At 69.2% G+C, this 24,607-nt stretch carries 15 protein-coding genes and 3 pseudogenes; 8 read left to right on the forward strand and 10 right to left on the reverse strand.

Annotated elements, in window-relative coordinates; all coding sequences use genetic code 11:
• Window position 1: 1 nt before the first annotated feature.
• The 4 genes from J7E88_RS25960 to J7E88_RS25975 form a co-directional block, all read right to left on the reverse strand.
• Window positions 2-2,143: an ATP-binding protein gene (locus tag J7E88_RS25960; protein WP_308307607.1), complete on the reverse strand. Its 2,142-nt coding sequence runs from the start codon at window positions 2,141-2,143 to the stop codon at window positions 2-4.
• The gene (locus J7E88_RS25965) at window positions 2,140-2,856 is read right to left on the reverse strand and encodes a DUF4255 domain-containing protein (RefSeq protein ID WP_215185204.1); all 717 of its coding nucleotides are present in this window, start codon (window positions 2,854-2,856) and stop codon (window positions 2,140-2,142) included. The genes J7E88_RS25960 and J7E88_RS25965 overlap by 4 nt, the downstream gene beginning before the upstream one ends.
• On the reverse strand, window positions 2,853-6,002 hold the full coding sequence (locus tag J7E88_RS25970; RefSeq protein ID WP_251023216.1) for a hypothetical protein: 3,150 nt from the start codon (window positions 6,000-6,002) through the stop codon (window positions 2,853-2,855). Before J7E88_RS25970 ends, J7E88_RS25965 begins: the two co-directional genes overlap by 4 nt.
• A gap of 194 nt (window positions 6,003-6,196) precedes the next feature.
• On the reverse strand, window positions 6,197-6,889 hold the full coding sequence (locus J7E88_RS25975) for a LuxR C-terminal-related transcriptional regulator (RefSeq protein WP_215185229.1): 693 nt from the start codon (window positions 6,887-6,889) through the stop codon (window positions 6,197-6,199).
• A 232-nt stretch (window positions 6,890-7,121) separates the two neighbouring features.
• Here J7E88_RS25975 and J7E88_RS25980 point away from each other — a divergent pair, with 232 nt between their 5' ends.
• Together J7E88_RS25980 and J7E88_RS36190 are read left to right on the forward strand one after the other, a co-directional pair.
• The gene (locus J7E88_RS25980; protein WP_308307608.1) at window positions 7,122-8,456 is read left to right on the forward strand and encodes a hydrolytic protein; all 1,335 of its coding nucleotides are present in this window, start codon (window positions 7,122-7,124) and stop codon (window positions 8,454-8,456) included.
• 845 nt (window positions 8,457-9,301) lie between these two features.
• Window positions 9,302-9,400: pseudogene (locus J7E88_RS36190) on the forward strand (amino acid oxidase); the annotation flags it as partial.
• Between the two features lie 391 nt (window positions 9,401-9,791).
• Here J7E88_RS36190 and J7E88_RS25985 read toward each other — a convergent pair.
• Window positions 9,792-11,036 (reverse strand): annotated as a pseudogene (locus J7E88_RS25985) (IS701 family transposase).
• A 522-nt stretch (window positions 11,037-11,558) separates the two neighbouring features.
• On the opposite strand from J7E88_RS25985, the gene J7E88_RS25990 reads away from it, so the two are divergent.
• Window positions 11,559-13,487: a GAF domain-containing protein gene (locus J7E88_RS25990; RefSeq protein ID WP_215185207.1), complete on the forward strand. Its 1,929-nt coding sequence runs from the start codon at window positions 11,559-11,561 to the stop codon at window positions 13,485-13,487.
• Here the strand turns inward: J7E88_RS25990 and J7E88_RS25995 are convergent.
• Window positions 13,466-14,719, reverse strand: coding sequence for a transposase (locus J7E88_RS25995; RefSeq protein ID WP_215185209.1), 1,254 nt, complete (start codon window positions 14,717-14,719; stop codon window positions 13,466-13,468). The two genes, J7E88_RS25990 and J7E88_RS25995, sit on opposite strands and share 22 nt — an antisense overlap.
• Window positions 14,720-15,357: 638 nt before the next feature.
• Here J7E88_RS25995 and J7E88_RS26000 point away from each other — a divergent pair.
• The 5 genes and pseudogenes from J7E88_RS26000 to J7E88_RS26020 all read left to right on the forward strand — a co-directional run.
• Entirely contained in the window at window positions 15,358-16,572 is a 1,215-nt protein-coding gene (locus J7E88_RS26000) for a 3-deoxy-7-phosphoheptulonate synthase (RefSeq protein ID WP_215185210.1), read from the forward strand.
• A 255-nt stretch (window positions 16,573-16,827) separates the two neighbouring features.
• Window positions 16,828-17,496 (forward strand): isochorismatase family protein, encoded by a 669-nt coding sequence (locus J7E88_RS26005; protein WP_215185212.1) that lies wholly within the window; start codon window positions 16,828-16,830, stop codon window positions 17,494-17,496.
• Entirely contained in the window at window positions 17,493-19,379 is a 1,887-nt protein-coding gene (locus J7E88_RS26010; protein WP_215185214.1) for an anthranilate synthase family protein, read from the forward strand. Before J7E88_RS26005 ends, J7E88_RS26010 begins: the two co-directional genes overlap by 4 nt.
• A complete protein-coding gene (locus J7E88_RS26015) occupies window positions 19,370-19,708 on the forward strand; it encodes a YdhR family protein (RefSeq protein WP_215185216.1) in 339 nt (112 codons plus the stop codon). Before J7E88_RS26010 ends, J7E88_RS26015 begins: the two co-directional genes overlap by 10 nt.
• Before the next feature lie 219 nt (window positions 19,709-19,927).
• Window positions 19,928-20,472, forward strand: a pseudogene (locus tag J7E88_RS26020) (chorismate synthase); the annotation flags it as partial.
• A 218-nt stretch (window positions 20,473-20,690) separates the two neighbouring features.
• On the opposite strand, the gene J7E88_RS26025 reads toward J7E88_RS26020, so the two are convergent.
• The 4 genes from J7E88_RS26025 to J7E88_RS26040 form a co-directional block, all read right to left on the reverse strand.
• The gene (locus J7E88_RS26025) at window positions 20,691-21,197 is read right to left on the reverse strand and encodes a flavin reductase family protein (RefSeq protein ID WP_215185218.1); all 507 of its coding nucleotides are present in this window, start codon (window positions 21,195-21,197) and stop codon (window positions 20,691-20,693) included.
• Window positions 21,198-21,414: 217 nt separating this feature from the next.
• Window positions 21,415-22,368: a dTDP-glucose 4,6-dehydratase gene (rfbB, locus tag J7E88_RS26030; protein WP_215185220.1), complete on the reverse strand. Its 954-nt coding sequence runs from the start codon at window positions 22,366-22,368 to the stop codon at window positions 21,415-21,417.
• Entirely contained in the window at window positions 22,365-23,432 is a 1,068-nt protein-coding gene (locus tag J7E88_RS26035) for a glucose-1-phosphate thymidylyltransferase (RefSeq protein WP_215185222.1), read from the reverse strand. Before J7E88_RS26035 ends, rfbB begins: the two co-directional genes overlap by 4 nt.
• Entirely contained in the window at window positions 23,429-24,052 is a 624-nt protein-coding gene (locus J7E88_RS26040) for a dTDP-4-dehydrorhamnose 3,5-epimerase family protein (protein WP_215185224.1), read from the reverse strand. Before J7E88_RS26040 ends, J7E88_RS26035 begins: the two co-directional genes overlap by 4 nt.
• Between the last annotated feature and the right edge of the window lie 555 nt (window positions 24,053-24,607).

The raw sequence follows: 24,607 nt of genomic DNA on the forward strand, positions 1-24,607 counted from the left end.
TTCAGGCCGCGGCGGCCGCGTCCAGGTACGGGCCGAACTCCCCCTCCAGGACCAGCCGCCCCAGTTTGCGGTACTCCTGCGCGACCGCCGTCACCAACTGCCGCATGGTGAGCGGACTGCCGGCCTCCGCCGCGAGGTAGGCCGCGGTCACCGCGCAGGCGCGGATGGAGCCGCCGGCGAGTTCGAAGCGGTCGGCGCAGAAGGCGAGGTCAAGGTCGTCGGCGCGGGGCAGCCGTCCGCCCAGGCAGCGCTCCCACAGGGCGAGGCGTTGGCCGGAGTCGGGTACCGGGAAGTCGGCCACCACGTCGAGCCGTCGGGTGAACGCCTCGTCGAGGTTGGCCCGCAGGTTGGTGGTCAGGACCGCGATCCCGTCGAACGACTCCATGCGCTGGAGGAGATACGCCGACTCGATGTTGGCGTGCCGGTCGTGCGCGTCCTTCACTGCCGAGCGCTTGCCGAAGATCGCGTCGGCCTCGTCGAAGAGCAGCACCGCGTTGACCGCGGAGGCCTCGGTGAAGATGCGCTCCAGGTTCTTCTCGGTCTCCCCGACGTACTTGTCCACAACTGTGGACAGATCCACGACGTACAGGTCCATGCCCAGGTCGGCGGCGACGACCTCGGCGGACATGGTCTTGCCGGTGCCCGACTCGCCGGCGAACAGCGCGATCACGCCGCGCCCCCGGCCGCCGCCGGGCCGCATCCCCCACTGCCCGAGCACCTGCTCGCGATGGCGGGCCCGCAGCGCCAGTTCGCGCAGCCGACGGTGCGTGGTCGGCGGCAGCACCAGGTCGTCCCAGCCGACGCCCGGCTCCACCCGGCGGGCGAGTCGGTCGAGCCCCGCGCCGTTCTGGGCTCGTACGGCGGTGCGCAGGTCGTCGGGGCCGACGGGGCGGCCCGCGATGGCGGCCGTGCGCACCGCCACGTCGGCGGCGCGGCGCACCTGCCCGGAGTCCAGGCGATGCGCGGCGACCGCCTCGGCGAGCTTGTCGACGTCGCCGATCGCGAGGCCGTCACCGGAGCCGCCGCCGGGGATGTGGTCGAAGCCGTCGTCGGAGTTGTCGTCGGCGGCCCGTTCGAGGGCGTGCCGCCAGCGCGCGGCCTGCCGCTCGGGCGAAGGCGCCGCGACGGTCAGGGCGACGGGCGTGTCGGCCGCCCACTCCGGGGCCCAGCCGACCGTGCCGTGCGTGATCAGGGGAATGCCCCGCAGCGCCGCGCACAACGCCCCGAGCGTGCGGGCGCGTTCGGCGGGTTCGCCGGGCAGCGCCTCCAGGGGGCCGAGGACGATTCCGGCGCCGGTGAGGCGGGCTTCGAGGGCGGCGACCCGGGCGAGTTCCGGTACGTCGCCCGCGCGCCGGGCGAGCGCCGCCGCGTCCAGGACGAGCGGGCGCAGCCCGGCCGCGTGCAGGGCTGCGGTGGCCAGCCCCGCCGCGTCGCCTCCCCGGGTGCGCAGATGGACGAGGCCGACGCCGGTGCCGGCCGCGGCCGCCGTCCGCCGGACGTCCGCTTCCTCGGCGGTCGGGTCCTCGCGGGCGGCGCCGAGCACTCCGGCGAGCCGAGCATCGGGGCGGGTGCTGCGCAGCAGGTGCCCGGTGACCCGGTCCGGCACCGCCAACACCCGTGACAGCGGCGGCCGTTCGGGCTCGGTGACCTCCACCAGGCCCCCCGCGACGAGCGGCGCACCGGGAGCGATCCGGAACCGGCCGGACGCCGCCCCGGGCAGCCCGCACAGCTCCAGGGCGAGCCCGACCGTGGGCCGGCGGCGGGTCAGGTCGTCGTTGAGGAAGCCGTAGAGCCGCTCGAACCGTGCGTCGAGGTCCGGTGCCAGCGCGACCAGGAGCAGGTCCAGGTCCAGCGGGGACAGGCCGAACCGCCGGGCGAGTCCGTCGAGCACGGAACCGGCCGCCGGCTGCCACGGCTCGTGGGCGGGCACGCCGAGTCCGCCCGGCTCGTCCAGGATGCGGGCGACCGCGTCGGGGGTGAGGTACTGGCCGCGGTACGGGTCGTCGGGGTCGGGTTCGGCGGCGCGCCGGACGGCGACGGCGTGCCGCACCCGGTCCTCGACCAGCCGAAGCCGGTCCCACAGGTGTTCCACGTCGACGGACACGGGTCCGGCGACGACGTCGGGTTCGACGGTGTGCGTCACGGCTGGCGGTCCCCTCTGCGGCGGCGGCGGCGACGGGCGGGGGCGGGGCCCCGTTCGCGCGGGCCCGCGAAGCCGCCGTCCGGGCCCGGGTCGGTGGCCTCCGTGTAGCGCAGGCGGCGGCCCGGCGTCGCCTGCGCGCCCTCGCTCCTGGTGGCGGAGCGCACGACGAGACCTTCGGTGACCGGCGGCGCGGTCTCGGTGGTCACACCGGCGAGCGGCGCCCGCGCCCGGACCTGGAGGGACGCCTTCAGCTCGCCGCCGAGCGCCGACCACACGTCAGCGGCGGCCGGAGCGTCGAGTCCGACCCCGCCGGCGTCCAGTCCCACCGTCAGGCCGAGGTCGGCGAGCGTGCCGGTGAGCAGACGGGCGGGCAGGGTATCGGCGCCCATCAGGGTCGCCAGCACCTGCGAGAGCAGCCGGTGTTCGTCCTGCGGGCGGCTTGCCCACGCCGTGACCAGGTACGTCAGCTCGAACCAGCGCGGCGGGGTGCGCCGCGCCACCAGATACCCGTCGGCGTCGTAGACCTCCCCGGCGCCGCTGCCGCGCCGGGTGGCGTCCTCCCGGATGTCGTAAAGGAAGACGCAGACGGTGGGGGCGCTGCGGCGCGCTGCCCAGTCCCGGGTGGGGGCGTCGAAGGCCACCTCGACGCCCGACGCCTCCAGGCCGGACTCGCCGAGCAGCCGGCGCAGGCCCTCGTCGACTTCGTGGATCACCGGCGGGTCACCTCGTCGGGCGGCTGGAAGGTGCCGCTGACCACCAGGAAGTCGGTCGTCACCGGCGAGAACCCGCGGCCCTTGGCGGTGATGACGCGCGGTCCGGTCTGGTCCTTGGCGAGGATGAGCAACTGGCCGATGAAGGTGCCGTCCGGCAGCGGAACGGTCGGCGCCGCCGCCGCGGTGATCCCCGGCTTCCAGGTGAACCGCACCGGCACTCCCGGCGGGAAGTCCTTGCCGCGCACGGAGGTGACGAAGCCGGGCTTGCCGATGTTCGGCACCGCGACGATACGCGGCTGGAGGATGCGCAGCCGCTGCCGTGCGGTGTTGTCGCCCTTGTCGGCGTCGGTGCCGGTCGTGGTGAGCTCACCCGTGACACGGCCGGTCAGCGCCTTGTCCGGGCTGAGGACGACCCGCACGACGGTGCTCGCGCGCGGCTTCAGGTCCGGCAGCGCGCACACCCAGGAGCTGTCGCAGCCCTGCGGCCGCCCATTGTTCGGGATGCCCTGGGGCAGGCCGATGCGCAGCCGCAGCCCGGTCGCGAGCGCGTTGCGGCCGTTGCGGACGGTGTAGGTCACCACGACGCGTCCGCCGACGTAGCCCGGGTTGGGCTGGGCGGTGACCCGCACGCCGGGCCCGGCGTCGGGCGCGGGCGGCTCGGCGGGCACGGTGGGCACGGTGGGCGTCGTCGGGGTCGGCGGATTCGGGGTCGGCGGATTCGGGGTCGGCGGCGGTGCCGCCTCGCGCACCGGGACCACGGTCCGGCCGGCGTTGTCGCTGGGCTCCGGATCGATGACCGTGCCGGTAACCGACCAGTCGACGGGCTGGTCACCGGCGGTGAGGCCGGTGAGGGTGACGTTCACCGTGACGGTGGTGCCGGGCCTCACCACGCCGACGTCGCACTGGAGAGTGGCGGCGTCGCAGGTGCCGCCGGGGTGGGTCACCTCGGTGACCTGTACGCCGGCCGGCGGGGCGATGGTCAGGGTGGTGCCCGGGGAGGCGGCGGGGCCGTTGTTCACCAGGTCGACCCGGACGGTGGTGGACTTGCCGACCGTGACCTCGGGGGTGGTGCCGGGCGCGTTGACGGCGAGGTTCACGGACTGCTGGACGCTGGGCTCCTTCTGCCGGCCCGGGAACGTGCCGGTGAGCGGGGTGAGGTCGCCGGAGTCGACGTCCAACAGGCCCAGCGTCTCCGGGCTGTTGACCGCCGCCTCGGCCCGCGAGCTGATCACCAGGCTCTCGCCGTCGGCCGTCCAGGCGGCGTCGCGCGGCTGGAACGGGCCGGTGGCCGAGGGGTCCGGCAGCTGCCGGCCGCAGGCCCCGGGCAAGTCGAGGGCGGTGGCGGGCGTCAGCACCCGGCAGTCGTCGCCCGTGAGGGAGGTGAGCAGGATGCCGCCGCCCCGGTCGACCTGGCCGCCGCCGCTCTTGCGGTTGAAGGCGATGGTGGTGCCGTCCGGCGAGAACGCCGGGCTGTCGTCGATGACCTCGCAGGCGCCGGGGCAGTTCGTGGCGCTCAGGTCGCGCTGCTGGTCCAGGCGGTCGACGGGCACGGTCCAGATGTGCTTGTTGCCGCCGTTGCCGTCGATCACCGTGTTGCGGGTGAACGCGAGGGTGGTGCCGTCGGAGGACCAGGTGGGCTGGGCGTCACCGCCCGTCTGCTGCCCGGCCGGCGGGGTGATCTGCCCGGTGATCGCGCCGGTGGCCGCGTCCGCGACGACGATGCGGCTGGGCCCGCCGACGCCGCCCGGTGAAGTCCGGGTGAAGGCGAGGTACTTGCCGTCCGGGGAGAACGTCGGGTCGGTGTCCCAGTCCGTCGCGCCGCGTCCCGCGAGCGGCATGGGCCGGGCGTTCGTTCCGTCGGCGTCCGCGATCCAGATCCGCTCGATCCGGCCCTGGGAGCCGTCCTCGAAGCGGGTCAGCACGATCCGGCGGCCGTCGGGTGTGTAGTTCTGCCGCTCGGTCCACGGGTCGTACTTGGCCGCGGGCTGGAACAGCGGGTCCTTGGAGGGTTCGGTGTTGGTGTCGGCCTCCGGATCCTCGTTGAGGATCGGCAGCCCCAGGTCGCGGGGGTCGGACCCGTCCGCCCGGACGTCCTGGAGCGTCACCACGTGCGCGCCGGAGTGCTCCTTGTCAGGGGCCGGCGCCGAGGTGCGCTCGACCACCGCGCCGCCGCCGTCGAGCGAACCGGACCAGGTGACCGAGGAGACCTCCCGGTCCTCGTTCAGCACGAGCGGGGGGACCTGCTCGGCGTCGTGGGCGGTCGCCTTGAACACATGGTCCCAGTCGCCCTCGCACTCACACGTGATCTCGGGGCTCAGGAACAGCACCTGGTCCCCGTCGGGCAGCCACGCTGCCCCGTGGGCACGCCACTGTGCCCGATCGCCCCCGAGCAGCGGCTCGTCACCGGTGCCGTTCGCGTTCGTCACCCGCAGCCGGGGCACGCTCTGCCCGTCGACGGTGGTCGTGGCGGTGTACGCGATCCAGTCCCGGTTCTCGTCGTCGTTCACCGGGTTCCACACCGGTTCGCCGGCCGTCCCGTTCGCGGGGGAGGTGACGCGGGTGGCGGTGCCGCCGTTCAGGGGCCGTACGTAGATCTGCTCCCCGGCCGCCGCATCGCTGTCGCTCGCGTACGCCAGCCGCTGCCCGTCGGGCGAGACGGTCGGGCCCTCCTCGTTCGCGGGGGTGTCGGTCAGCCGGGTCAGACCGGTGCCGTCGGTGCGCACCTGCCACAGGTCGCGCCGCGTCCCGCTCCCCAGGCCGCCGGACTCGGCCGCGTCGAACACCACGGAGGCGCCGTCCGGGGTCAGCCGGGGGTGCGCGGCATCCATGCCGCTGGTCAGCCGCCGTACGGAACCGTCGGCGGACCGGAGGTAGATCTGCGGGGTCGCCTCGTCGCGCAAGCTCGCGAAGACCATCTGGTCACCGAGGGCGGACGGCTGAACGTCCTGGTGGGCCGGGCCCTCGCCGAACAGCGGGGGGCTGGAGGTCGTGGTGGCCACCTTGCCGAGACTGCGGTGCCGGGTGCCGGCGTAGGCGATCCGGGTGTCCGTGGTGCCCGCGGCCGCGGCCGGCGGCGCGGACTCGGCGCCACTGTGCCCGGAGGCCGCCGTCACCCCGAGCAGCGGGATCAGCAGCAGCAACGACATGCCGAGTCTCCCGGGGCGGTACCGCCCACCTCGGCCAGCGGTTCCCATGGAGGTCCCCCTCGCGGTCTGGTGCGGCACGTGGATGTGCCCCTGCCACCCTGCGACGGCCGCGCACGGCGCGGCAGGGCGGCGGGGCCGTACCCGGGGGAAACGTGCGGTGTGCTTTCGGGCAGCACCGGCGTACCCGACCGTCGTCAGATGAGCCCGTTCCGCAGCGCGTAGCCCACCGCATGGGCCCGGTTGCGCAGTTGGAGGCGGTTGATGATCTCGTGCAGGACGTTCTTCACGGTCCGTTCGGAGTACGCGGTCTTGCGGGCTATCTCGGCGGTGTCCAGTCCCTCCGACACCAGCCGCAGCATGTCCGCCTCCCGTGTGGTCAGCGTGGACAGGGACAGGCCCTGCGGATCCAGCGCCGAGCGCTGGAGGCTGCCGACGTGGGAGAGCAGCTTGCCGAGCAGGTCGCCGGGAAGTACCCCCTCGCCGTTGGCCGTCGCGAGGACCAGGTGGACGAGCCGGTCCTGGTCGGCGTCGGCGCGCCGCAGCACCGCCGGGACGCCGCACTCGATGACGCGTTGCAGCGCGCCGGAGCCGAGGGTGCCGACCACGAGGCCGACGCGGGTGGCGGAGTTGAGCCGCAGCCGGTGCAGCAGGGCGGCCACGTCGTCCTCGACGTGGTCCACGACCACCAGCGACACCTGGGCGCCCTCCGCGTCGGCCTCGGCCAGCAGGTCGACCTCGGGGCGCTGGCGTAACTGCTGGACGACGCCGACGCGCAGGATCGGATCGGCGGCGTAGACGGCCACGGTCACCCGCTCCGGCCATCCGGTGGGCGAGACCCGGTGCCCGGAACCGACGGCGGCAGGCACGTGAGACGTGGAGGCAGGCATGGCCGGGGTGTTCTCCTCTGCGCAGGACATGGGGGGGTACCTGTTCATGAGTTCGTAGGGGAGGATCGCTGGGGCGGGACGAACACCGGAAGGCGGCGCGCGGGAGCCGTCGCGTGACATCAACCAGCCACTTCCACGGGCGGGTTGGCGGTGGCCTCGCGGGCACCACGACTGCCCGGGTGTTGCCCTCGCACCCCTCGGCGCACCCTGCGGGCGTTTCTACCGTGGTGGTGTGACGCCTTCTCCAGCCTCTTCCGGTCCCGGTGCGCCCGGACTCGACATCCCGGTCGTGACAGTGGCCCCGGGCGGCACCGCCACGACCAGTCTGACCGTCCGCAACGACAGCGACATCGTCGAGGCCTACAGCCTTGAGGTCGTCGGGGACTGTGCTTCCTGGACCACCGTGGAACCCGCGCGGGTCTCCCTCTACCCCGGCACCTCCGAGACGGTGACGTTCCGTCTGGAGCCGCCGCGCTCCCCGGAGATCCGGGCCGGCGAGATGCCCCTCGCGGTACGGGTCCTGCCGACCGAGCATCCCGACGCGGTACGGGTTCCCGAGACCACCGTGCACGTGGAGGAGTTCCACGAACTGCGCACCGAGTTGCAGCCGCGCCGTCGCCGCGGCTGGCTGCGCGGCCGCTACCGGCTGGCGGTGCGCAACGAGGGCAACACCCCGGTGCAGGTGGGCTTCACCCCCGGTCAGGCGGGCGAAGAGCTGGCGTTCGCCTTCAACCCGGCCGAGCCGAAGCTGGAGCCCGGCGAGTCGGTCGATGTCGGGCTGCGGGTCCGGACGGGCAAGCCCGTCTGGTTCGGCTCCCCGGTCGTGTGGCCGTTCACGCTGACCACCACCGAGACCGGTGACCAGGACGAGGCCCGGGCGGGCGAGAGCGCCGACCGGCCGCCGCTGGACGCGGAGTTCGTCCAGATCCCCATCTTCCCGAAGTGGCTGCTCGCCGTGCTCGCGGCGCTGCTCGCGCTGCTGCTCGCCTGGTTCGCGCTGGTCCGCCCGGCGGTGCGCAGCGCCGCGAAGGAGGCGGCCAACGAGGCGGTCCAGCCGCGCCCCACGGCCGCCGGAGAGCAGGGCGGCGAGGGGCAGACACCGGGCAACGGTTCCGGCGGCGCGAGCGCCTCGCCCGACGGCCAGAGCTCGGGCCAGGGGCAGGGGCAGGGGCCCGGAGGGGGCGGTGACGGCACCTCGGCCGGGGGTGGTCAGCAGAGTTCGGCGACCATCGACCTGAAGACCTCCGGCGGGCAGACCGACACCGGTACCTACAAGGTGCCCGAGAAGAGCGTCTTCGGTGTCACGGACATCGTCGTCGCCAACTTCCAGGGTGACGAAGGGGTGATGACGATCAGCTTCGGCGACCGCAAGATCACCACGATCGCTCTGGAGACCTTCCGCAACCAGGACTACCACTGGGTCACCCCCATCAAGATCCCCGCGAACGACACCGTGACCATCGAAGTGACCTGTGCCAAGCCGGGCACTCCGGCCACCGGCCGCAGGGCGCAGGGATGCCACGAGGTTCTGAACGTGAGCGGCGTACTCAGCCGCACCGAGCAATGAAACGGACCTCAGACTTCCGATCATTTTCGATTGGTGCCGACTACATCTGTAAAGAGCGGCAAGTGATTCCGTCCAGAAAGCGATAACTCTTGCCTGAAAACTGGCATCCAGTCACATGCGCCACACCGCCGTGAATGGCGGTGTGGCGCGCGGCGGGTGCCCGCGCCGTTCGCCGCGGTGGTGGTCGGAGCACCGGCGGTGTGCGCGTTCGACCGGGACGGCGCCGCGGGGCCCGGTGATCCGCGGCTGCCCCCGTTATCTTTTTCGCGGTCCTGCAAGAGGGCCGCTGACCTCCGGCCCGGCATGGCTGTTCCCCCCTGTCGAAGGCATGACCTGGGGGGTGGTTGCGAACCAGCACACACATCGGACTCATTTATCTGGTCGGTACACCCAGTGGGGAAGCTCGAGGTCGGCGTTCCACCGCCATCGAGAGGTTCAGAGGCTCGGTTCCGGCCTTCACTGTCCGACATCGGCAACCCGACCCGCGCTCGGCACATCCTGCTCAGCCGACCAGGACAAGCTGCCTGGGCACGAGCGGTGCACCTGAACCCCTGACCTACGCATCACACTGCGTTGGCCGACAGCCGCATTCCCAACGGACCAGGCAGCACAAACAACAAGAAACCCCAGGTCAGGGACTGACCTGGGGCACTAAATGGAGCCGCCTTCGGGATTCGAACCCGAGACCTACGCATTACGAGGGCCTGCAAGATCATCCCGAGTGGTGCCGGCCGATGCCACGGAGTCCCGTTTCCCTCTGGTCAGAGAGGTGCGACCGAGACAGGCGTGCCGCCCGGTCCCCCCGAGTGCCGCCCGTCCGCTCACGCAGCGCTCACGCACACGTCGGCTTGGTGGTCGTGCACAACTACGGGCACGGGGGCGCTGGCGTCACGCTGGCGTGGGGGTGCGCCGAGGAAGCCCTGCGCCTGGTACCCCTTGGGTGAGGGAGTCACGTCAGGCCGTGCCATTCGGGATGCGGCGCTACGATTGGGCGACCGTCGAGGTGGGGGTGCGGCACTCGGCCCGACGGGACGCGGCACTGGCCGCACCGGCTGCGGGCTTCGAGCACCTGCTGCTGGTGCGGCGTTCCACCGCTGATCCGGCCCCTTCAGCCACTCAACGACCGCGCCCACATCGTGGCCTGGTCTCGCTTCCGACGCCACCACCAGGCCCAGGCCAAGATCAGCCACGGGCGACGACGCGGCTACCCTCACCATCTACAAGTGCAGCTGTAGTACTAGTACTCCAGTCAGATTTGGTGTCCTGAGCTGGCTCTTTTCCGGTAGTGGCATCGTTGTGCGATGGCTTGGTGGCGTCTGCGCCAGTGGGACCATCTCAGGGCTTGCTGACGCTGGTTGAGTTCGGGTCTGGGGTGGGGCAGGAGAGTGTCCAGGAGCCGTCGGATTTCCGCCACGGTGAGGGAGACGAGGCTGGTCGGTTCGTTTCTGCGGTTTCCCGGTGGGCGGCTTGGGCGGCCAGGGCGGTGAGGAAGGCATGGGCGAGCATGGCCAGGGTGATGTGCCGGTACCAGCCCGGATAGCGGCGGACCTCGTACTCGTCCAGGCCGCACTCGTTCTTCGCGGCCTGGAAGCATTCCTCGACCGCCCATCGGCTGCCGGCGATCCGGGCGAGTTCGTCAATCTCGATGCCGACGGGTGCGTGGGCGAGGTAGTAGGCGATCTCGTCGGGGTCGGACAGGCTGCGGCGGGCCAGCACCCAGCGATGATGGGTCAGCGAATCCGGGTCGAAAATGATGTTGGCGGGCAGTTTCGCCGCGGTCCAGTCATAGACGCGTGGGCCCTTCGCCCCGTCGCCGCAGGACAGCCGCTGCCAGGCATCGGCGGGGGCTTCGTCGATGAGCTGGTCGATGCGCCAGATCCCCGCCAGGGACTTGATCTGCTGGGACTTGGGCACCGCAAACACGTAACCGAGGCCGAGCTGCTCGAGCAGGCGGCGGAAGTTCCAGTCCTGCCCATAAGCCTCGTCCGCGGTCACCCAGGCGGCCGGCAGGCCCGCGGCCAGGCAGCGGCGCACGATCTCCCGGGCCAGCTCACCCTTGGTGGCAAAGCCGCGTTCATCAGGGATTTTCGCTGCCCGGCACCGCTCACGGTCGGAGGTCCAGGCTTTCGGCAGGTAGAGTTCCCGGTCCACCAGGGTCCGGCCCGAGCTGGTGGCATAGGCGGCGAACACGCCGATCTGGCAGTTGTCGATCTTCCCCGAGGTGCCGGTGTACTGCCGGCCCACTCCGGCCGAGGTGGTGCCCTTCTTGACGAACCCGGTGTCATCGATGATCAGTACCCCGCCCGGACCGAGCCGCTCGGCGGCGTAGTCCCGCACGTCATCGCGAACGGCACGCGTCCCAGCGGGCACCGTTCAGCAGGTGCTGTAGGCCCGCCGGATCACGGTGGCCGGCCCATTCGGCCAGCTGCCAGCCGTTCTTCCGCCCGACCGGCGCCAGCAGTCCCCGCACGTAGTCACGCATCCGCCACCGCAGATCCGCCCGCCCGAACCGGCCCGCCACCCGAGCGAAACCGACTCCAACTCGGACTTCCAGCAATCGACTTCAGGTATCACGTCCATACCCGAACAACGACAACCAGCAGCTCAGGACACGAAATCTGACTGGAGTACTAGGTGTCGCCAGGGTCACTGAGGTCCCAGCGGCAGGTCGTCAGCACCCGCTGGTGCGGGGCGCGCCCATTCGGCACCGGCGTGAGGACCGGCGCCATCCGGGACCGGGCTGCTCATTCAGAAATCCGAGCGCGGCGCAGCCTCGTCCCTCAACCGCTGATCAGCGGAACTCAGGAATGGCCCTCGACCATGGTCGTGTTCATTCTCCTGATCGTATTGCGAAGCCGACCCTCGGCGTCCGCGGCCCCAGCTCGCGCTGCAACACTTCCTAGAAATCGATTCTCAGATCAGGATGCCGCTGCCGGTTTCTGCCATTCCAATCCTGATTGAAAAACGTCAAGCGCTGCGTCGTGTGTGGCTCCGCCCGGGATGAGAAGTGGCTTGACCCGCCCCGATGGGGGTCGTAGGTTCGAACGGGGCGTGCGCCCGGTTCTGAACTTAGGGGGCTTCATGATGGATAGCGAAGTACTTATGGACAGCCTGGTGCTGGATGTTCTAGAAATGCTCGCACTGGATTCCCCTCCTGGGCGCTTTCAGGATCTGCTCGATAGAGCACGCCGCGAAAACCTGCCCTTGATGTCATTGGTCGAACTCGAAAGAGCGGTCCAGTTGGCGCTGAGAATTCAAGACTTCAGCCATCAGCGGCGGCGGCGGGAGTCGGTCATGGCAGGCCTCGTCACGACGGTCCACGACATGACGGTTCCATACGACCCTGCTGCGCTGCTCAAGGTCATCACAAGTCGCGCTCGAGCACTCCTAGGGTTCGACATGACTTACATCAGCCTGCGCAACCCCGAGGGCGGCTCATACATCCACAGCTCGGACGGCGACACGACCACGCTCAACGTGAGGCGTGTGCTTGAAGAGGGGTACGGGCTCGGTTCGTTGGCGCAGGAGGCGGGGGCGCCTTGCTGGACCTCGGACTACCTCAACGACGACCGCATACCACACCGCCAGCACCTTGACTCGTTTGTGCGCGCGGAGGGGCTGCACGCCATCATGGCAGTGCCGATCCGTCAGGATGGCGTTCCTGTAGGTGTGTTGTACGCGGCGGAGCGAATCGTCCGCCACTTCACGCCCGACGAGATCAGCTGCATGCAGTGTCTGGCCGACTTCGCCGCGGTTGCCCTGGAGAAGGCCAGGATCCTGCACCGGTCGCAGCAGGAGAACGCAGAACTGGCATCTGCGAATGCCCGGGGAAAGGCGGACATTGCGCGGCTGCGAGAGCTGGCCAGGGCCTCGTCCGAGCTGGGAGCCTTGGCGTTGGGCAGCGGCGATCTGGAGGAGTCCGCCAAGATTGCCGCGAGGGCATTGGACGCTGCTCTTGTGGTGAGCGACGCCTGCGGCCAGGCCTTCGCGTACGCCGGGAGAGTTCCCGAGTTCAACGGGGAGCTGATCGCCCAGGCGGTGCTGGAAGCGCACGGGGCGGGCGGCCCGGTCGCGATGGGCGAGAACGCCTGGGCAGCCCCCCTCCGTGCGGGGGACGAGCTCGGCGTGGTCCTGTTGCAGTCTGCCCAGTCGCTCGGCAGGGACGAGCTGGACTTCCTGGGCTTCGTTGCACAGATGATGTCGCTGCAGCTCGTGATGCAGGACAACGCGGCTGCCGCGCAGGGTCCGCTGCGCGACGAGTTCCTCGGCGAGTTGCTCACTGCAACCCCCCAGTTGCCGCCGGATCAACTCGCCCGCCGAGCCATGCAGTTGGGCATCGACTCGGACAAGTTGCACGTCGTCGTGGCGGTCCGGCTGGAGGGCGATGAACGGGGTAAGGCAGTGGCGTGGTCCTCGACGTACGCCCACCACCGGTCCGGTCTGATGACGGTGCACGCTGATGACATCGTGCTGTTGCTGCCAGGCACTGATGCCTCGGCTGCCGCTCGGACGGTGTTCGGAGAGTTGTCGCCACTGCTCGCCGAACCCGTCACCGTGGCTTCGGCCGGACCCGCTGTCGGACTTTCCTCGGTTTCCGAGGTCTACCAGGAGGTGTTGCGTTGCTGCGACGCACTGATCGCGCTGGATGGCGTGGGGAGCGCTGCGTCCGTCGACGACCTCGGTTTTCTGGGACTGTTGCTTTCCGACAACTATGACGTGGACCGATTCGTCGAGTCGGTGCTCGGGCCGGTACTCGCCCACGATGCCGAGCGCAAGACGAACCTGGTGGCGACGTTGGAGGCGTACTTCGCCTCGGGCAACAGTCCGAGGAAGGCGGCGAGCAGACTGTACGTCCACCGCAACACGGTGACCCGCCGACTGGAGAGCATCGCCGAACTGCTTGGTCCAGGTTGGCAGCATCCCCGGCAGGCGACAGAAGCGCAGCTGGCGCTCCGGTTGTTACGCGCCCGAGATGCCTTGCGACGCCGGCGGGAGGCGGCCTCGGGAGCTCAGGACACCTTGGGGACATAGCCTTCCTGCTTCTGACGGCTTGCGGCCAACGCCTCAAGAGCATGCGCCGCGGAGGCCAGCGTCATGTGGCAGTGCCAGCCGCGCAGCGACCGCCCTTCGAAGTCTCGTAGCCCTGCGTGGTCTCCGTAGTCCGCGAGGTCCCGGCCGACTCGGTCGGCCGATCGGGAGAGGCCGAGCAGCGCGGACGTCGGCGCATCGCTCATGTTGGTGATCCACGGCTGGGGGGCGGAAGCGCCTTCGTGCCCCCTCTCGCCGAGCAGGACGAAACCTCCCTCAGGGGCCCGCTGCAACCGGGACGTACCGCCCGGCAGCCCCACGCGAATCTTGAGGGCGCGCGTGTGCCGTACGTCCATCGGGGACACCAGGGCGGACCTGGCAATGCGTCGGCGGTGTCCCTCGACAGAGTCGAGGATCCGTTGCGCCGGCAGTACGCCCGCGCCCCCATTGCGGGCCAGTGCGGGCTCTTTGACGGCGAACCGGGCAGTGCTCGCCACCCGTGCCAGTACGGGCACACCGGCCGCGCCGAACCGCCGCAGAAGCACCTCCGGTTCGTGGACCGGCAGATCGAGCACCACCGGGCGCCGGAGAGCGTTCTGCAGGCAGGTGAACCCAAGGGCTGCAGTCGTGGCGCATTCCTCCGGCGTCTCAACGACGCGGCTGGGAACCCGTCCCCTGGCCGCGTCGGCGTCTGCGCCATGGTCGTCCCCCGCCTGCTCCGACAGGAGCAGTCGCCAGTTCACCGGCGCTGCGACCTCCTCCGACGCGCACCACACGCCGAAGGCCTGCTGGCCATGGAATACCCGGTTCCGGTAGAGGTCGAGGCCGCGGCTCACCCCCACGGAGTGATGGCCTGACTTTGGTATCGGCAGCTGCCGAACCACCCACGCCTGAGGCGTCATCACGCATCGGATCCAGTAGGCCAGGGCTTCGCGCACCCCGTGCCAGTCCCAGGTGGATTCGCAGATGAAGTGATGCAAGGTCTGCTGAAGCGCTGGATCGCCCAGGCATGCCGCGACGTTCCGGATGGACTTACGCCCTTTCGTTGCGAGCAACCCTCGCAGATACAACTCAGCCTTCTGACGTTGGTCCTTCCTCGGCAGTGACGCGAACAGGACGTTGCACATGTCCCTGAGCATGAATTCGCGTTCGTCGATGATTACTGGCGAAGTACGCGGCGACGGCACGACGCGACGATTCCACGCAGGCCCGACACTGCCGGTGAGAACGCTCACAGAAGCCCTCCAAGTCTGTTCCGGTGGTACGTCGAAGCCCCCTCTTCAATCATGGCCGGAAGTCGATATGACGGACGAGGTGTCAGGGGCACCGCATCGCGCCGCCTCGTGGGCGACTCGGCACTACGCGGCTTGAGTGTCCGCGTGCCGGCCGCTTACCTACCGGTAGCGGGAGTTGTGGGTGGCGATCGTGGCACCGTGGGCAGTGCGTACGGTCGCCGGCGTGCGTCGCCGCCGCCACCGCAAGAGCCGACGAGGGGCCCCGCCAGGCGTCGCGGCAGCAGGCGGCAGCGCGTCGGCCCGGCCGATCGCCGCACGCCGCGTCCATCGATGACGTGGAATCCGGTGGCTCCCGGGCATGGAGAACTCCAGATGGTGGCGAACCCATTTCTGGGTTGCGTTTTCCGGGCCCTGTCGCGGCGCTCGTCCTTCCTTCGTGATGCTGAGGCCTTGTCTGTCGTTGCCGCTGCACCGACCTGTTGGGCCGAGCAATGGGGCAGCTCCCCGCGAATGGCAGCGGTTGAGCGTGTCGGTCACGGTCTGTTACGGGCAACCAGCGCTGGAAACTGCGTCAAGTCGGTACGGGATACCAGCATCACCTGACAGAGTGCAGTAATTGCTTTTCCCTCGGTGCTCGCATGCTCCACAGTCGGAATCCGACCGCTTCCGGGAGGGTTCCGTTGAGCAGCATCCATGACCGCATTCGGTCTTTGACCGCACGTCAGCAGCCCGGCTGGGAAGACCACGCGGAACTTTCCCGCGTCAGGGCTGAGCTCGCCAGGCTGCCGCCCCTGGTACACATTGATGACGTCGATACACTCAGCGCTCTGCTGGCGCGGGCGGCTGCCGGGGAGATCCAGGTGATCCAGTCCGGAGACTGCGCCGAGGACTGGGACGAAGCCACGTCGGCCGACGTGGCTCGCAAGGCAGCGCTGCTCGACATGCTGGCCGGCGCGATGAAGATGGTCGGGCACAAGTCGGTCCTGCGCGTGGGCCGGATAGCCGGCCAGTTCGCCAAGCCCCGTTCCCGTCCGATGGAGCGGGTCGGTGGCGTCGAACTGCCCGTCTACCGCGGACACATGGTCAACTCGCCCGAGCCCGACCCGGAGCTGCGCCGCCCCGATCCCACCCGATTGCTCAAGGCGTACGGTGCCGCGCGCACCGTACTCGGCCACCTCGGCTGGCACGCGCAGGAAGCACAGCCTCGCCTGGAAGCAGCGCTGTGGACCAGCCACGAGGCGTTGCTGCTGGACTACGAACTTCCGCTCACCCGCCATCAGGCCGACGGCCGTTGGCTCCTCTCGTCGACGCACTGGCCGTGGATCGGGGAACGGACGCGGCAGGTCGACGGCACCCACGTGACACTGCTGGCCGCGGTCGCCAACCCCGTTGCCTGCAAGGTGGGCCCGTCGGTTACTCCTGACGAACTCCTCGCTCTGTGCGAGGCGTTGGACCCACACCGCACCCCTGGTCGGCTGACCTTGATATCCCGAATGGGTGGTGCAGAGGTGCCCCGGGTGCTGCCCCGCCTGGTCCGCGCGGTACGGGAGGCAGGGCACCCGGTGATCTGGCTGACCGACCCGATGCACGGCAACACCGTGACGGCGTCCGACGGCTCGAAGACACGGCTCGTGGAGGCCGTTGTTCACGAGGTGGAGGAGTTTCACACCGCGGTCACCGAATCCGGTGGCATTGCCGGAGGACTGCATCTGGAAACCACTCCGGACGAGGTCACTGAGTGTGTCGACGACCACTCACAGCTGCATGATGTCGGCGTCAAGTACACGAGCCTCTGCGACCCGCGCCTCAATCCCGGACAGGCCCTGGCCGTCGCCTCCGCCTGGCGTGGCTGAGTCCGCAGAGCCGCTGCCACATTCAACAGCGGCACGGAAGGCCGGCTCCCGTTCCTGGTGGAGAAGCTTCCCACTCCGCGCCGGCCCAGCCCGCCGGCATCGCCAGGGCCGTTGCCTTCCTCCTGTCCGACCGAGCCACGCACATCACCCTTGCACGATCTGACGGTCGACGGCGATGCGCTCTGCGGCTTTGACCCAGCAACCTCTCGCCCGGCCCGGCGCGCACTGTCTCGCGACCTTCACGAAAGGACATCCATGGCGGGTATCCCTCCGATCCAGCCGTACCCCATGCCCACCGAGGGCGCACTGCCCCTGCCGGTTCCCCACTGGACCATCGACCCAGCGCGGGCAGTGCTGCTCATCCACGACATGCAGCGCTACTTCCTCGCTCCGTTCCCCGTGGGGGAGGCCCCTGTGACCGACCTCGTCCGCAACGCCACGGAACTGCGAGAGCAGTTCGCGCGACGTGGCGCGCCGGTCGCCTATACGGCACAGCCGGGCGGCATGACCGACGAAGAGCGCGGTCTGCTCAAGGACTTCTGGGGTCCGGGTATGCGCGTGGACCGCGAGCACCGCAAGGTCGTCGATCCGCTCGAACCGAAATCAGGCGACTGGATGTTCACAAAGTGGCGTTACAGCGCCTTCTTCAGGACCGAGCTGCTCGAGCGGATGCGCTCCGAGGGACGTGATCAGCTCGTCGTGTGCGGCGTGTATGCCCATGTGGGTGTCCTGATGACCGCCGTTGAGGCGTTCACCAACGACATCGAGACCTTCCTCGTCGCCGACGCGGTGGCCGACTTCTCCGAGCGCCACCACCGCCAGGCACTCACCTACGCCGCGGAACGGTGTGCCGTCGTCACCACCACCAAGGCGGTGGTCGACGAACTCGCGGCGGTCGACACTCACCAGGAGACGACACGATGACAACGGCGGCTGATCTGCTCGGAACAGTACTGGCCGGGCGTGCCGCCGCGTACGCTCTGCTGTACCGGCCGACGACTACCGAGCGGGACATTCTGGAGGTCCTGGTCGGGGACGTCCGTGAGGTCGAGACCATCGCCGATATCCCCGTGCCCGAGCTGACGGGCCCCGCGGGCGATGCCCGTCACGATGTCCTCACTGTGCTGCCGTTCCGGCAGATCAAGGAGCGCGGCTACGTCGCCTCGGACGACGGCGCGCCACTGATCGCGATGACCGTGGCCGACCAGGACACATTGCCCCTCGAGGAGGCCCTGCGAAGGCTTCCGGACGAGCCGGTCGCGCTGACCGATGCCCACTTCGACGTGGACGACGACGAATACGTCAACGTGGTACGTGACGTCATCCAGCAGGAGATAGGCAACGGGGAAGGGGCCAACTTCGTCATCAAGCGCTCCTTCGTCGCCGATCTCGCCGACTTCACTCCTACCGCTGCCCTGTCGTTCTTCCGCCGTCTGACGCAGCGTGAGTCGGGTGCGTACTGGATGTTCCTCGTGCACACCGGCGACCGGACCTTCGTCGGCGCCAGCCCCGAGCGGCACGTCAGCCTGCACCAAGGGCGCGCGGTGATGAACCCGATCAGCGGTACCTACCGCTATCCGGCTTCGGGCCCCGATCTGCCGGGCGTGCTCGCCTTCCTCGCCGATCGCAAGGAAACCGACGAGCTGTACATGGTCGTCGACGAAGAGCTCAAGATGATGGCGCGGATCTGCCCGGGCGGTGGCCGGGTCACCGGCCCCTATCTCAAGGAGATGGCGCGTCTTGCTCATACCGAGTACTTCATCGAAGGGCACACGGAACGCGATGCCCGTGACATCTTGCGCGAGACCATGTTCGCCCCGACCGTGACCGGGTCGCCCCTGGAGAGCGCCTGCAAGGTGATCAATCGTTACGAGGCTTACGGCCGCGGTTACTACAGCGGAGTCATGGCCCTCATCGGGCGGGATGCCGAAGGTGCGCGGACCATGGACTCGGCCATCCTCATCCGCACCGCTGAGATCGACGGCTCGGGCCGGCTGAGCATCGGCGTCGGCGCGACCCTGGTACGTCATTCCGACCCTGAGGGCGAAGGCGCCGAGACCCGGGCGAAGGCCGCGGGCTTGCTCGCGGCTCTGGGAGAGGGGGGCCCGCAGCGGTTTGCCGAGCACCCTGAGGTACGCGCCGCGCTCGACCGGCGCAATGACACCATTGCTCGGTTCTGGCTGGACGAGAGAAGTCGGCGTGCGATTCCGGCGCCGGGCCTGGTCGGCCGGCAGGTTCTCGTCGTTGATGCAGAGGACACCTTCACGTCGATGATCGACGCACAACTCCGCTCAGTCGGGCTTGACGTGACCGTCCGCCGGTTCGACGAACCATACGACGCATCCCAGTACGACCTGCTGGTCATGGGTCCGGGCCCCGGCGACCCCCGGGACGTCAGTCACCCGAAGATCGCCCATCTGCATGAAGTGATCAGCCGTCGCCTGGCCGAGGGCCTTCCCTTCCTGGCCGTCTGCCTGAGTCACCAGGTGCTCAGCAATCGACTCGGCCTGGAGCTGGCCCGCCGGGACGTACCCAACCAGGGGGTCCAGCGCACCATCGACCTGTTCGGTTCGCGCGAACGCGTCGGTTTCTACAACACGTTCGCGGCACTCAGTACCGTGGACAAGATCGACCATCCTGAGCACGGCGTCTTCGAGATCAGTCGGGACCCGAGCACGGGGGAAGTACACGCGCTGCGCGGGCGAACCTTTGCCTCCATGCAGTTCCACGCCGAGTCCGTACTCACCGAGGACGGCGTGCGGATCCTTGGCGGTTTGTTGACGGAGGTGCTGCGCTCATGCGAATAGTGATCGTGTGGTGGGATCTCACCGCTTCACGGCAGACGATCGACTCACTCCGCCACTTCCTGCGCGATGAAGCGATCGAGCGATTCGCCTCCACCCCTGGCCTCCGGCTGAAGTTCTGGATCTCCGATAGAGCCACGAACCGCTGGGGGGCCGTCATGCTGTGGGAGTCGGCGGACGCCGCAGCTGCCGTCGCCGCGCTGCCCAATCGGGCGGCTCACCTGATCGGGTACCCGCCCACCCAAGTGGCAGCCTTTGATGTCGAGGCCACTGTCGAAGGCTGCTTCGAGGTCGCGGCCCTAGCGGGGCGCGGCCTGGTCTGGGAGGGCTGACTCTGCGCGCAGGCCTGCCTCCGTTCGCCACCACCGTGCAGGGCCACCACCGTTTCGACGGTTCTGATCAGGTCCGGGCCCGCGGTCGGCCTGAGTGAGGTTCTCGACGAATGCGCCGCGCAAGATGTGCCACAGCGCTTGCAGAAGGCGGAAGGACCGGAACGTTGAGCAGGTTGCGCCGGCTGACCGCGGGGGAATCGCACGGACCCGCACTCGTAGTGGGAGCAGGTCGTGGCGGCCGATCCGGTCGACCCCGAGAGTGCTCATGGATCTTGCTCGAAATGCGCCGTTGACCCGGCCGCAGCCCGGCCACGCGAATCTGGCGGGAATGCCAGAAGTACGGGTTCGACGAGGCGCGGCCGATCCTGGAGCGGGCCAGTGCCCGTGAGACGGCCGCTCGAGTGGCACTGGGCGCGATCGCGCGGTCGTACCTGAAGGAGACCGCAGGGATCGAGATCGTCTCGCACGTCGTGGAGTTGGCCTCGGCCAAGGCGCCGTATACGGGTGTATCCGACGCCCGCCGATGCGGAGAAGCTGGACGCGGATCCGGTGCGCTGCCTGGACGCGGACGCCGGCAAGGCGGTGGTCGCGGAGATCGACCAGGCCCACAAGTACGGTGACACGCTGGGCGGGGTCGTCGAGGTACTTGCGTACGGGTGCCTGTGGGGCTCGGCTCGCATGTGCACGGGGACCGCAAGCTGGATGCCCGGCTCGCGGGCGCGCTGATGGGCATCCAGGCCATCAAGGGTGTCGAGATCGCTGAGGAAGTCGGGCCGGCGATCCCGCGTACCTTGATGTTCGCGCCCGCCTGGCCGCCCTGTGCGTACCGCATCGGGTCCGGACTCGACTGGGCCCGCGGCCCGGAGGAGGCCGGGGTCCTCGGCGGATTGCGGATCCGTGACAGCCACGCGGTCACCATGGCCGCCCCGTCCCGCAGCAGCGCCTTCGCTGGAGCAACGGAGATGCCGCGGTGCCGATCGGATCACCGTCGTGGTTGTGGCGGCTTTCGCCCTTCGTCCGGGTCTGCCAGCCGTGCATAGCTGCCCGAGTGGAAGACCAGTGGCCTTCCGAATCCAGCCACAGACCATTCGACGACGCCTGCGATGACCAGTTCATGGTCACCTGCCCGGTGAATCGTATCGATCCGGCAATCGAGCCAACCCAGGCCGTCTTCCAGCAAGGGGTGCCCCGCTGGGGTGCGCCCCCATGTGCCACCCGCGAAGCGATCAGCTCCGCGGGTGGCGAAGATCTTGCAAACGGACTCGTGATCCTCGCGAAGGATGGTGACCGCGAAGCTGCCGACGGCCCGGGCAGAGGGCCAAGTGGTGGACGAGTCCGCCATGCACAGGGCGACGATCGGCGGGTCGAGAGACACCGAGGTGAAGGAGTTGGCGGCCATGCCAACCGGTCCCCTGTCGGTCTCCGCGGTGACGAGAACAACCCCCGTGGCGAATTGGCCGAGCACGTCTCGGAAGGAACGCTGGGTCATCTGAGCAGACACCACTGTCTTCACTTTCGGTCTGAAGTCGCCCTGCCGGGGCGGAATGTGTGGCCCGGGATGACGAGAGGCCGCCCTGTTCTTCTGGCGCGAGGGACACTGCAGCTCGCAGAAGCACCGTTACCCGGGCCGGCCTGGCCATCATCCGCACACGGCGCCAGACATCCCGAGGCTCCGGCCGCCCGTCCGGTTGCCGGCTCGGCCCCATTCAGGGGACGTAGCGCTTGCGGTACCAGTCGACGGACTCGGCGAGCCCGGTCATGAAGTCGCGCCGGGGTTCGTAGCCGAGTTCCCGGCGAATCTTCGACCAGTCCACTGAGTAGCGGAGATCATGGCCTTTGCGGTCGGCGACCCAGTCGACCCGGTCCCAGCCGGCGCCACAAGCTGCCAGCAAGGCGCTGGTGAGCTCCTTGTTCGTCAGCTCCGTACCGCCGCCGATGTTGTAGATCTCGCCCGGCCGACCTCGGGTGAGCACGGCGAGCAGACCGCGGCAGTGATCGTCGACATGGAGCCAGTCCCGCACGTTCTCGCCGTCGCCGTACAACGGCACGTTCTCACCGTGCAGCAGCCGCGTGACGAAGAGCGGGATCAGCTTTTCCGGGAACTGGTGAGGACCGTAGTTGTTGGAGCAGCGCGTGACACGGACATCGAGGCCATGAGTGCGATGACAGGCGAGCGCGAGCAGATCGCTGGATGCCTTCGACGCCGAGTATGCCGAGCTGGGCATGAGGGGGTCCTGCTCGGTCGCGCTGCCGAACGGCACGGAACCGTACACCTCGTCTGTCGAAACGTGCACAAAGGGTTTCGTGCCGTGCCGCAGTGCGGCATCGAGCAGGGTCTGTGTGCCCAACACATTGGTATGGACGAAGGCGTGGGCATCAGCGATGGAGCGGTCCACATGGGACTCGGCCGCCAGATGCACCACGGCGTCGTGCTCGGCCATCAGCCGGTCGACCGTCGGCGCATCGGTGATGTGGCCCTGAACAAAGCGGAATCCCGGGTGATGCCGTACGGCGTCCAGGTTGTCCAGGCTCCCGGCATACGTCAGGCTGTCCAGCACGGTCACGTTCGCGGCACCGAGCGGTCGGTCCGGGCCGAGTACTGTGCGCACCAGGTGTGAACCGATGAATCCTGCGCCGCCAGTGATCAAGATGTTCTTCATGACGATATCTGCACCTTGCTGTGGTCGCCGAGGAGCAGCCTGTGGGCGTGCGGGGCACGAGTAGCGGGCGTGATCTCCACATTGCGGCCGATCACCGATGCTTCGATGCGGCGCACTCCCTCGATGGTCGCGCCGGGCAGCACGATGGAGTACTCGATCTCGCTGCCAGAGACCGCACAGTTCTCAGCGATGGATGTGAAGGGCCCGATGTACGAGCCGGTGACTTCGGTACCGGCGCCGATCACTGCTGGACCCACCACGCGCGAGCCACGCACGGTGGCCCCCTCGGCGACGATCACCCTTCCGACGATCTCGCTGTGCGCATCGACGACACCGTCGATGCGCGGCTCGACCCGGTCCAGCACCAGCCGGTTCACCTCCAGCATGTCCGTGGCGTTCCCGGTGTCCTTCCAGTAGCCGGACACGACGGACGACTGGACGTCTGCACCGCCCTCGATGAGCCACTGGAGAGCGTCGGTGATCTCCAACTCGCCTCGCGCGGACGGCCGGATGGCGGCTACCGCCTCGTGGATCTTCGAGGAGAAGAAGTACACGCCGACCAGCGCGAGATCGCTCTTGGGAAACTCGGGCTTCTCCTCGAGTGCGGTGACCCGACCGGACTCGTCCAGGCTCGCCACTCCGAACGCGCGAGGATCGGGCACCTGGGCAAGCATGATCTGTGCGTCCGACGGCGAGGCCTGGAACTGTCGTGCCTGCTCCACGATCCCGCCCAGCAGGAAGTTGTCCCCCAGATACATCACGAAGTCGTCGGAACCGAGCCAGGGACGGGCTGTGGCCACAGCGTGCGCCAGACCCAGGGGGCGGGCCTGACGGATGTAGGTGACATTCAGGCCCCACCGCGATCCGTCCCCGACCGCAGCGCGTATCTCCTCCTCGCTGTCTCCGACGATGACGCCCGCCTCGGTCACGCCCGCCTCGGCGATGTCCTCCAAGGCGTAGAAGAGGACGGGTTTGTTGGCCACAGGCACCAGTTGTTTGGCTGATGTGTGGGTCAAGGGACGCAGCCTTGTCCCGGATCCTCCGGAGAGGACGAGCGCCTTCACAGGGACTCCTTGGGGTCGGTCGGGGGAGAAGTCCCCCCGTCGGTCGAGAGGGTGACGCACGCGGCGTAGGCGGGGAGCACCCCGGCAGCCTCTGCGGCGGTCAGGCTGAGAGCCGCGGCGTCCTTCGCGGACAGCAGCGGCGTGATGCCTGCGTCCCAGGCGATGCCCAGGCGCGTGTCGAAGGGATCCACGGCGTGTTCGCGGGAGGCGTCGTAGCCAGACGTTGTGAGGTAGACCACCGTCGCGTCGCCCGTCAGAGCCTGGAAGCCGTGCCCCAGTCCTTCCGACAGAAGGACCGCCCGCCGGTTTTCCTCGTCCAACCGGACCGTGTCCCAGACGCCGAAGCTCGGCGATCCGGTGCGCAGATCCACCACGACGTCGCGGATCGCACCGCGCACGCATGTGACGTACTTCGCCTGTCCAGGTGGCACGTCGGCGAAGTGGATACCCCGCACCACACCGCGCCGCGACACCGAGCAATTGGCCTGAGCCAGGTGGAAGGGGCGCCCCGTGACCGTGCGTACGTCGTCGCCGCGAAACCATTCGTGGAAAGAGCCCCGGTGGTCGTTGAACGACGGAGGGCTGGCCACCCAGGCGTCGGGCACCGCCAGGGGCCTCACTTGGAATCTCCCTGCCGCGCTGCCCTGCACGCCTCGGCCAGAGCGACGCGCCAGTCACGTGGGGCCACCGCCCGGGCATCAGTCACGTCCAGGCCGTCCCGGTCGAGCGGCACGCACTCGGCCCCCCTGGCGGTCAGCCGCGCCCGCATCTCACGTCCCAGCCGCCCACCAGCACCCGCGATGAGCCACCGGCGGTCCGGTACAGGGTTATCCACGAGGCCGTCTTCGCTAAACACGCGGCGATGTTAGGCAGGGCGATGCAATGCCAGCAACGCTTCCCGGAATGTGCGCACCGCGGCTGCCGAAGCATTTCGGGAGGCATCCGTACACCGTTTAAGCAATCGCCGGGGGACCCTTCCGAAACCGCTCGCGCCGTTGTTTCCGCTAGGAAACGGGGGGCCACCCACTCTGGATTCCGTCACGACCAGGGCGATTCGGGAAGCCCTGCGGCATCCCTTCACCAGTCATATCCAAGGGGGGCAATAGCAGGACGTGAGCAAGGCTCGAGTGAAGTTCTGGCGCAGGTGTACTGGCCCGCGAGTGGTGGCCGGATGA

Source organism: Streptomyces sp. ISL-10 (genome assembly GCF_018614575.1).
Taxonomy (GTDB): Bacteria; Actinomycetota; Actinomycetes; order Streptomycetales; family Streptomycetaceae; genus Streptomyces.

Bases quoted from the DNA above. Each gene is read 5' to 3' on its own strand.
- J7E88_RS25975 (WP_215185229.1), bottom strand. From the start codon at position 6,889: ATGCCTGCCTCCACGTCTCACGTGCCTGCCGCCGTCGGTTCCGGGCAC.
- J7E88_RS26025 (WP_215185218.1), bottom strand. From the start codon at position 21,197: ATGACCCAGCGTTCCTTCCGAGACGTGCTCGGCCAATTCGCCACGGGG.
- J7E88_RS25970 (WP_251023216.1), bottom strand. From the start codon at position 6,002: ATGTCGTTGCTGCTGCTGATCCCGCTGCTCGGGGTGACGGCGGCCTCC.
- rfbB (WP_215185220.1), bottom strand. From the start codon at position 22,368: ATGAAGAACATCTTGATCACTGGCGGCGCAGGATTCATCGGTTCACAC.
- J7E88_RS26010 (WP_215185214.1), top strand. From the start codon at position 17,493: ATGACAACGGCGGCTGATCTGCTCGGAACAGTACTGGCCGGGCGTGCC.
- J7E88_RS26005 (WP_215185212.1), top strand. From the start codon at position 16,828: ATGGCGGGTATCCCTCCGATCCAGCCGTACCCCATGCCCACCGAGGGC.
- J7E88_RS25990 (WP_215185207.1), top strand. From the start codon at position 11,559: ATGGACAGCCTGGTGCTGGATGTTCTAGAAATGCTCGCACTGGATTCC.
- J7E88_RS26000 (WP_215185210.1), top strand. From the start codon at position 15,358: ATGCTCCACAGTCGGAATCCGACCGCTTCCGGGAGGGTTCCGTTGAGC.
- J7E88_RS26015 (WP_215185216.1), top strand. From the start codon at position 19,370: ATGCGAATAGTGATCGTGTGGTGGGATCTCACCGCTTCACGGCAGACG.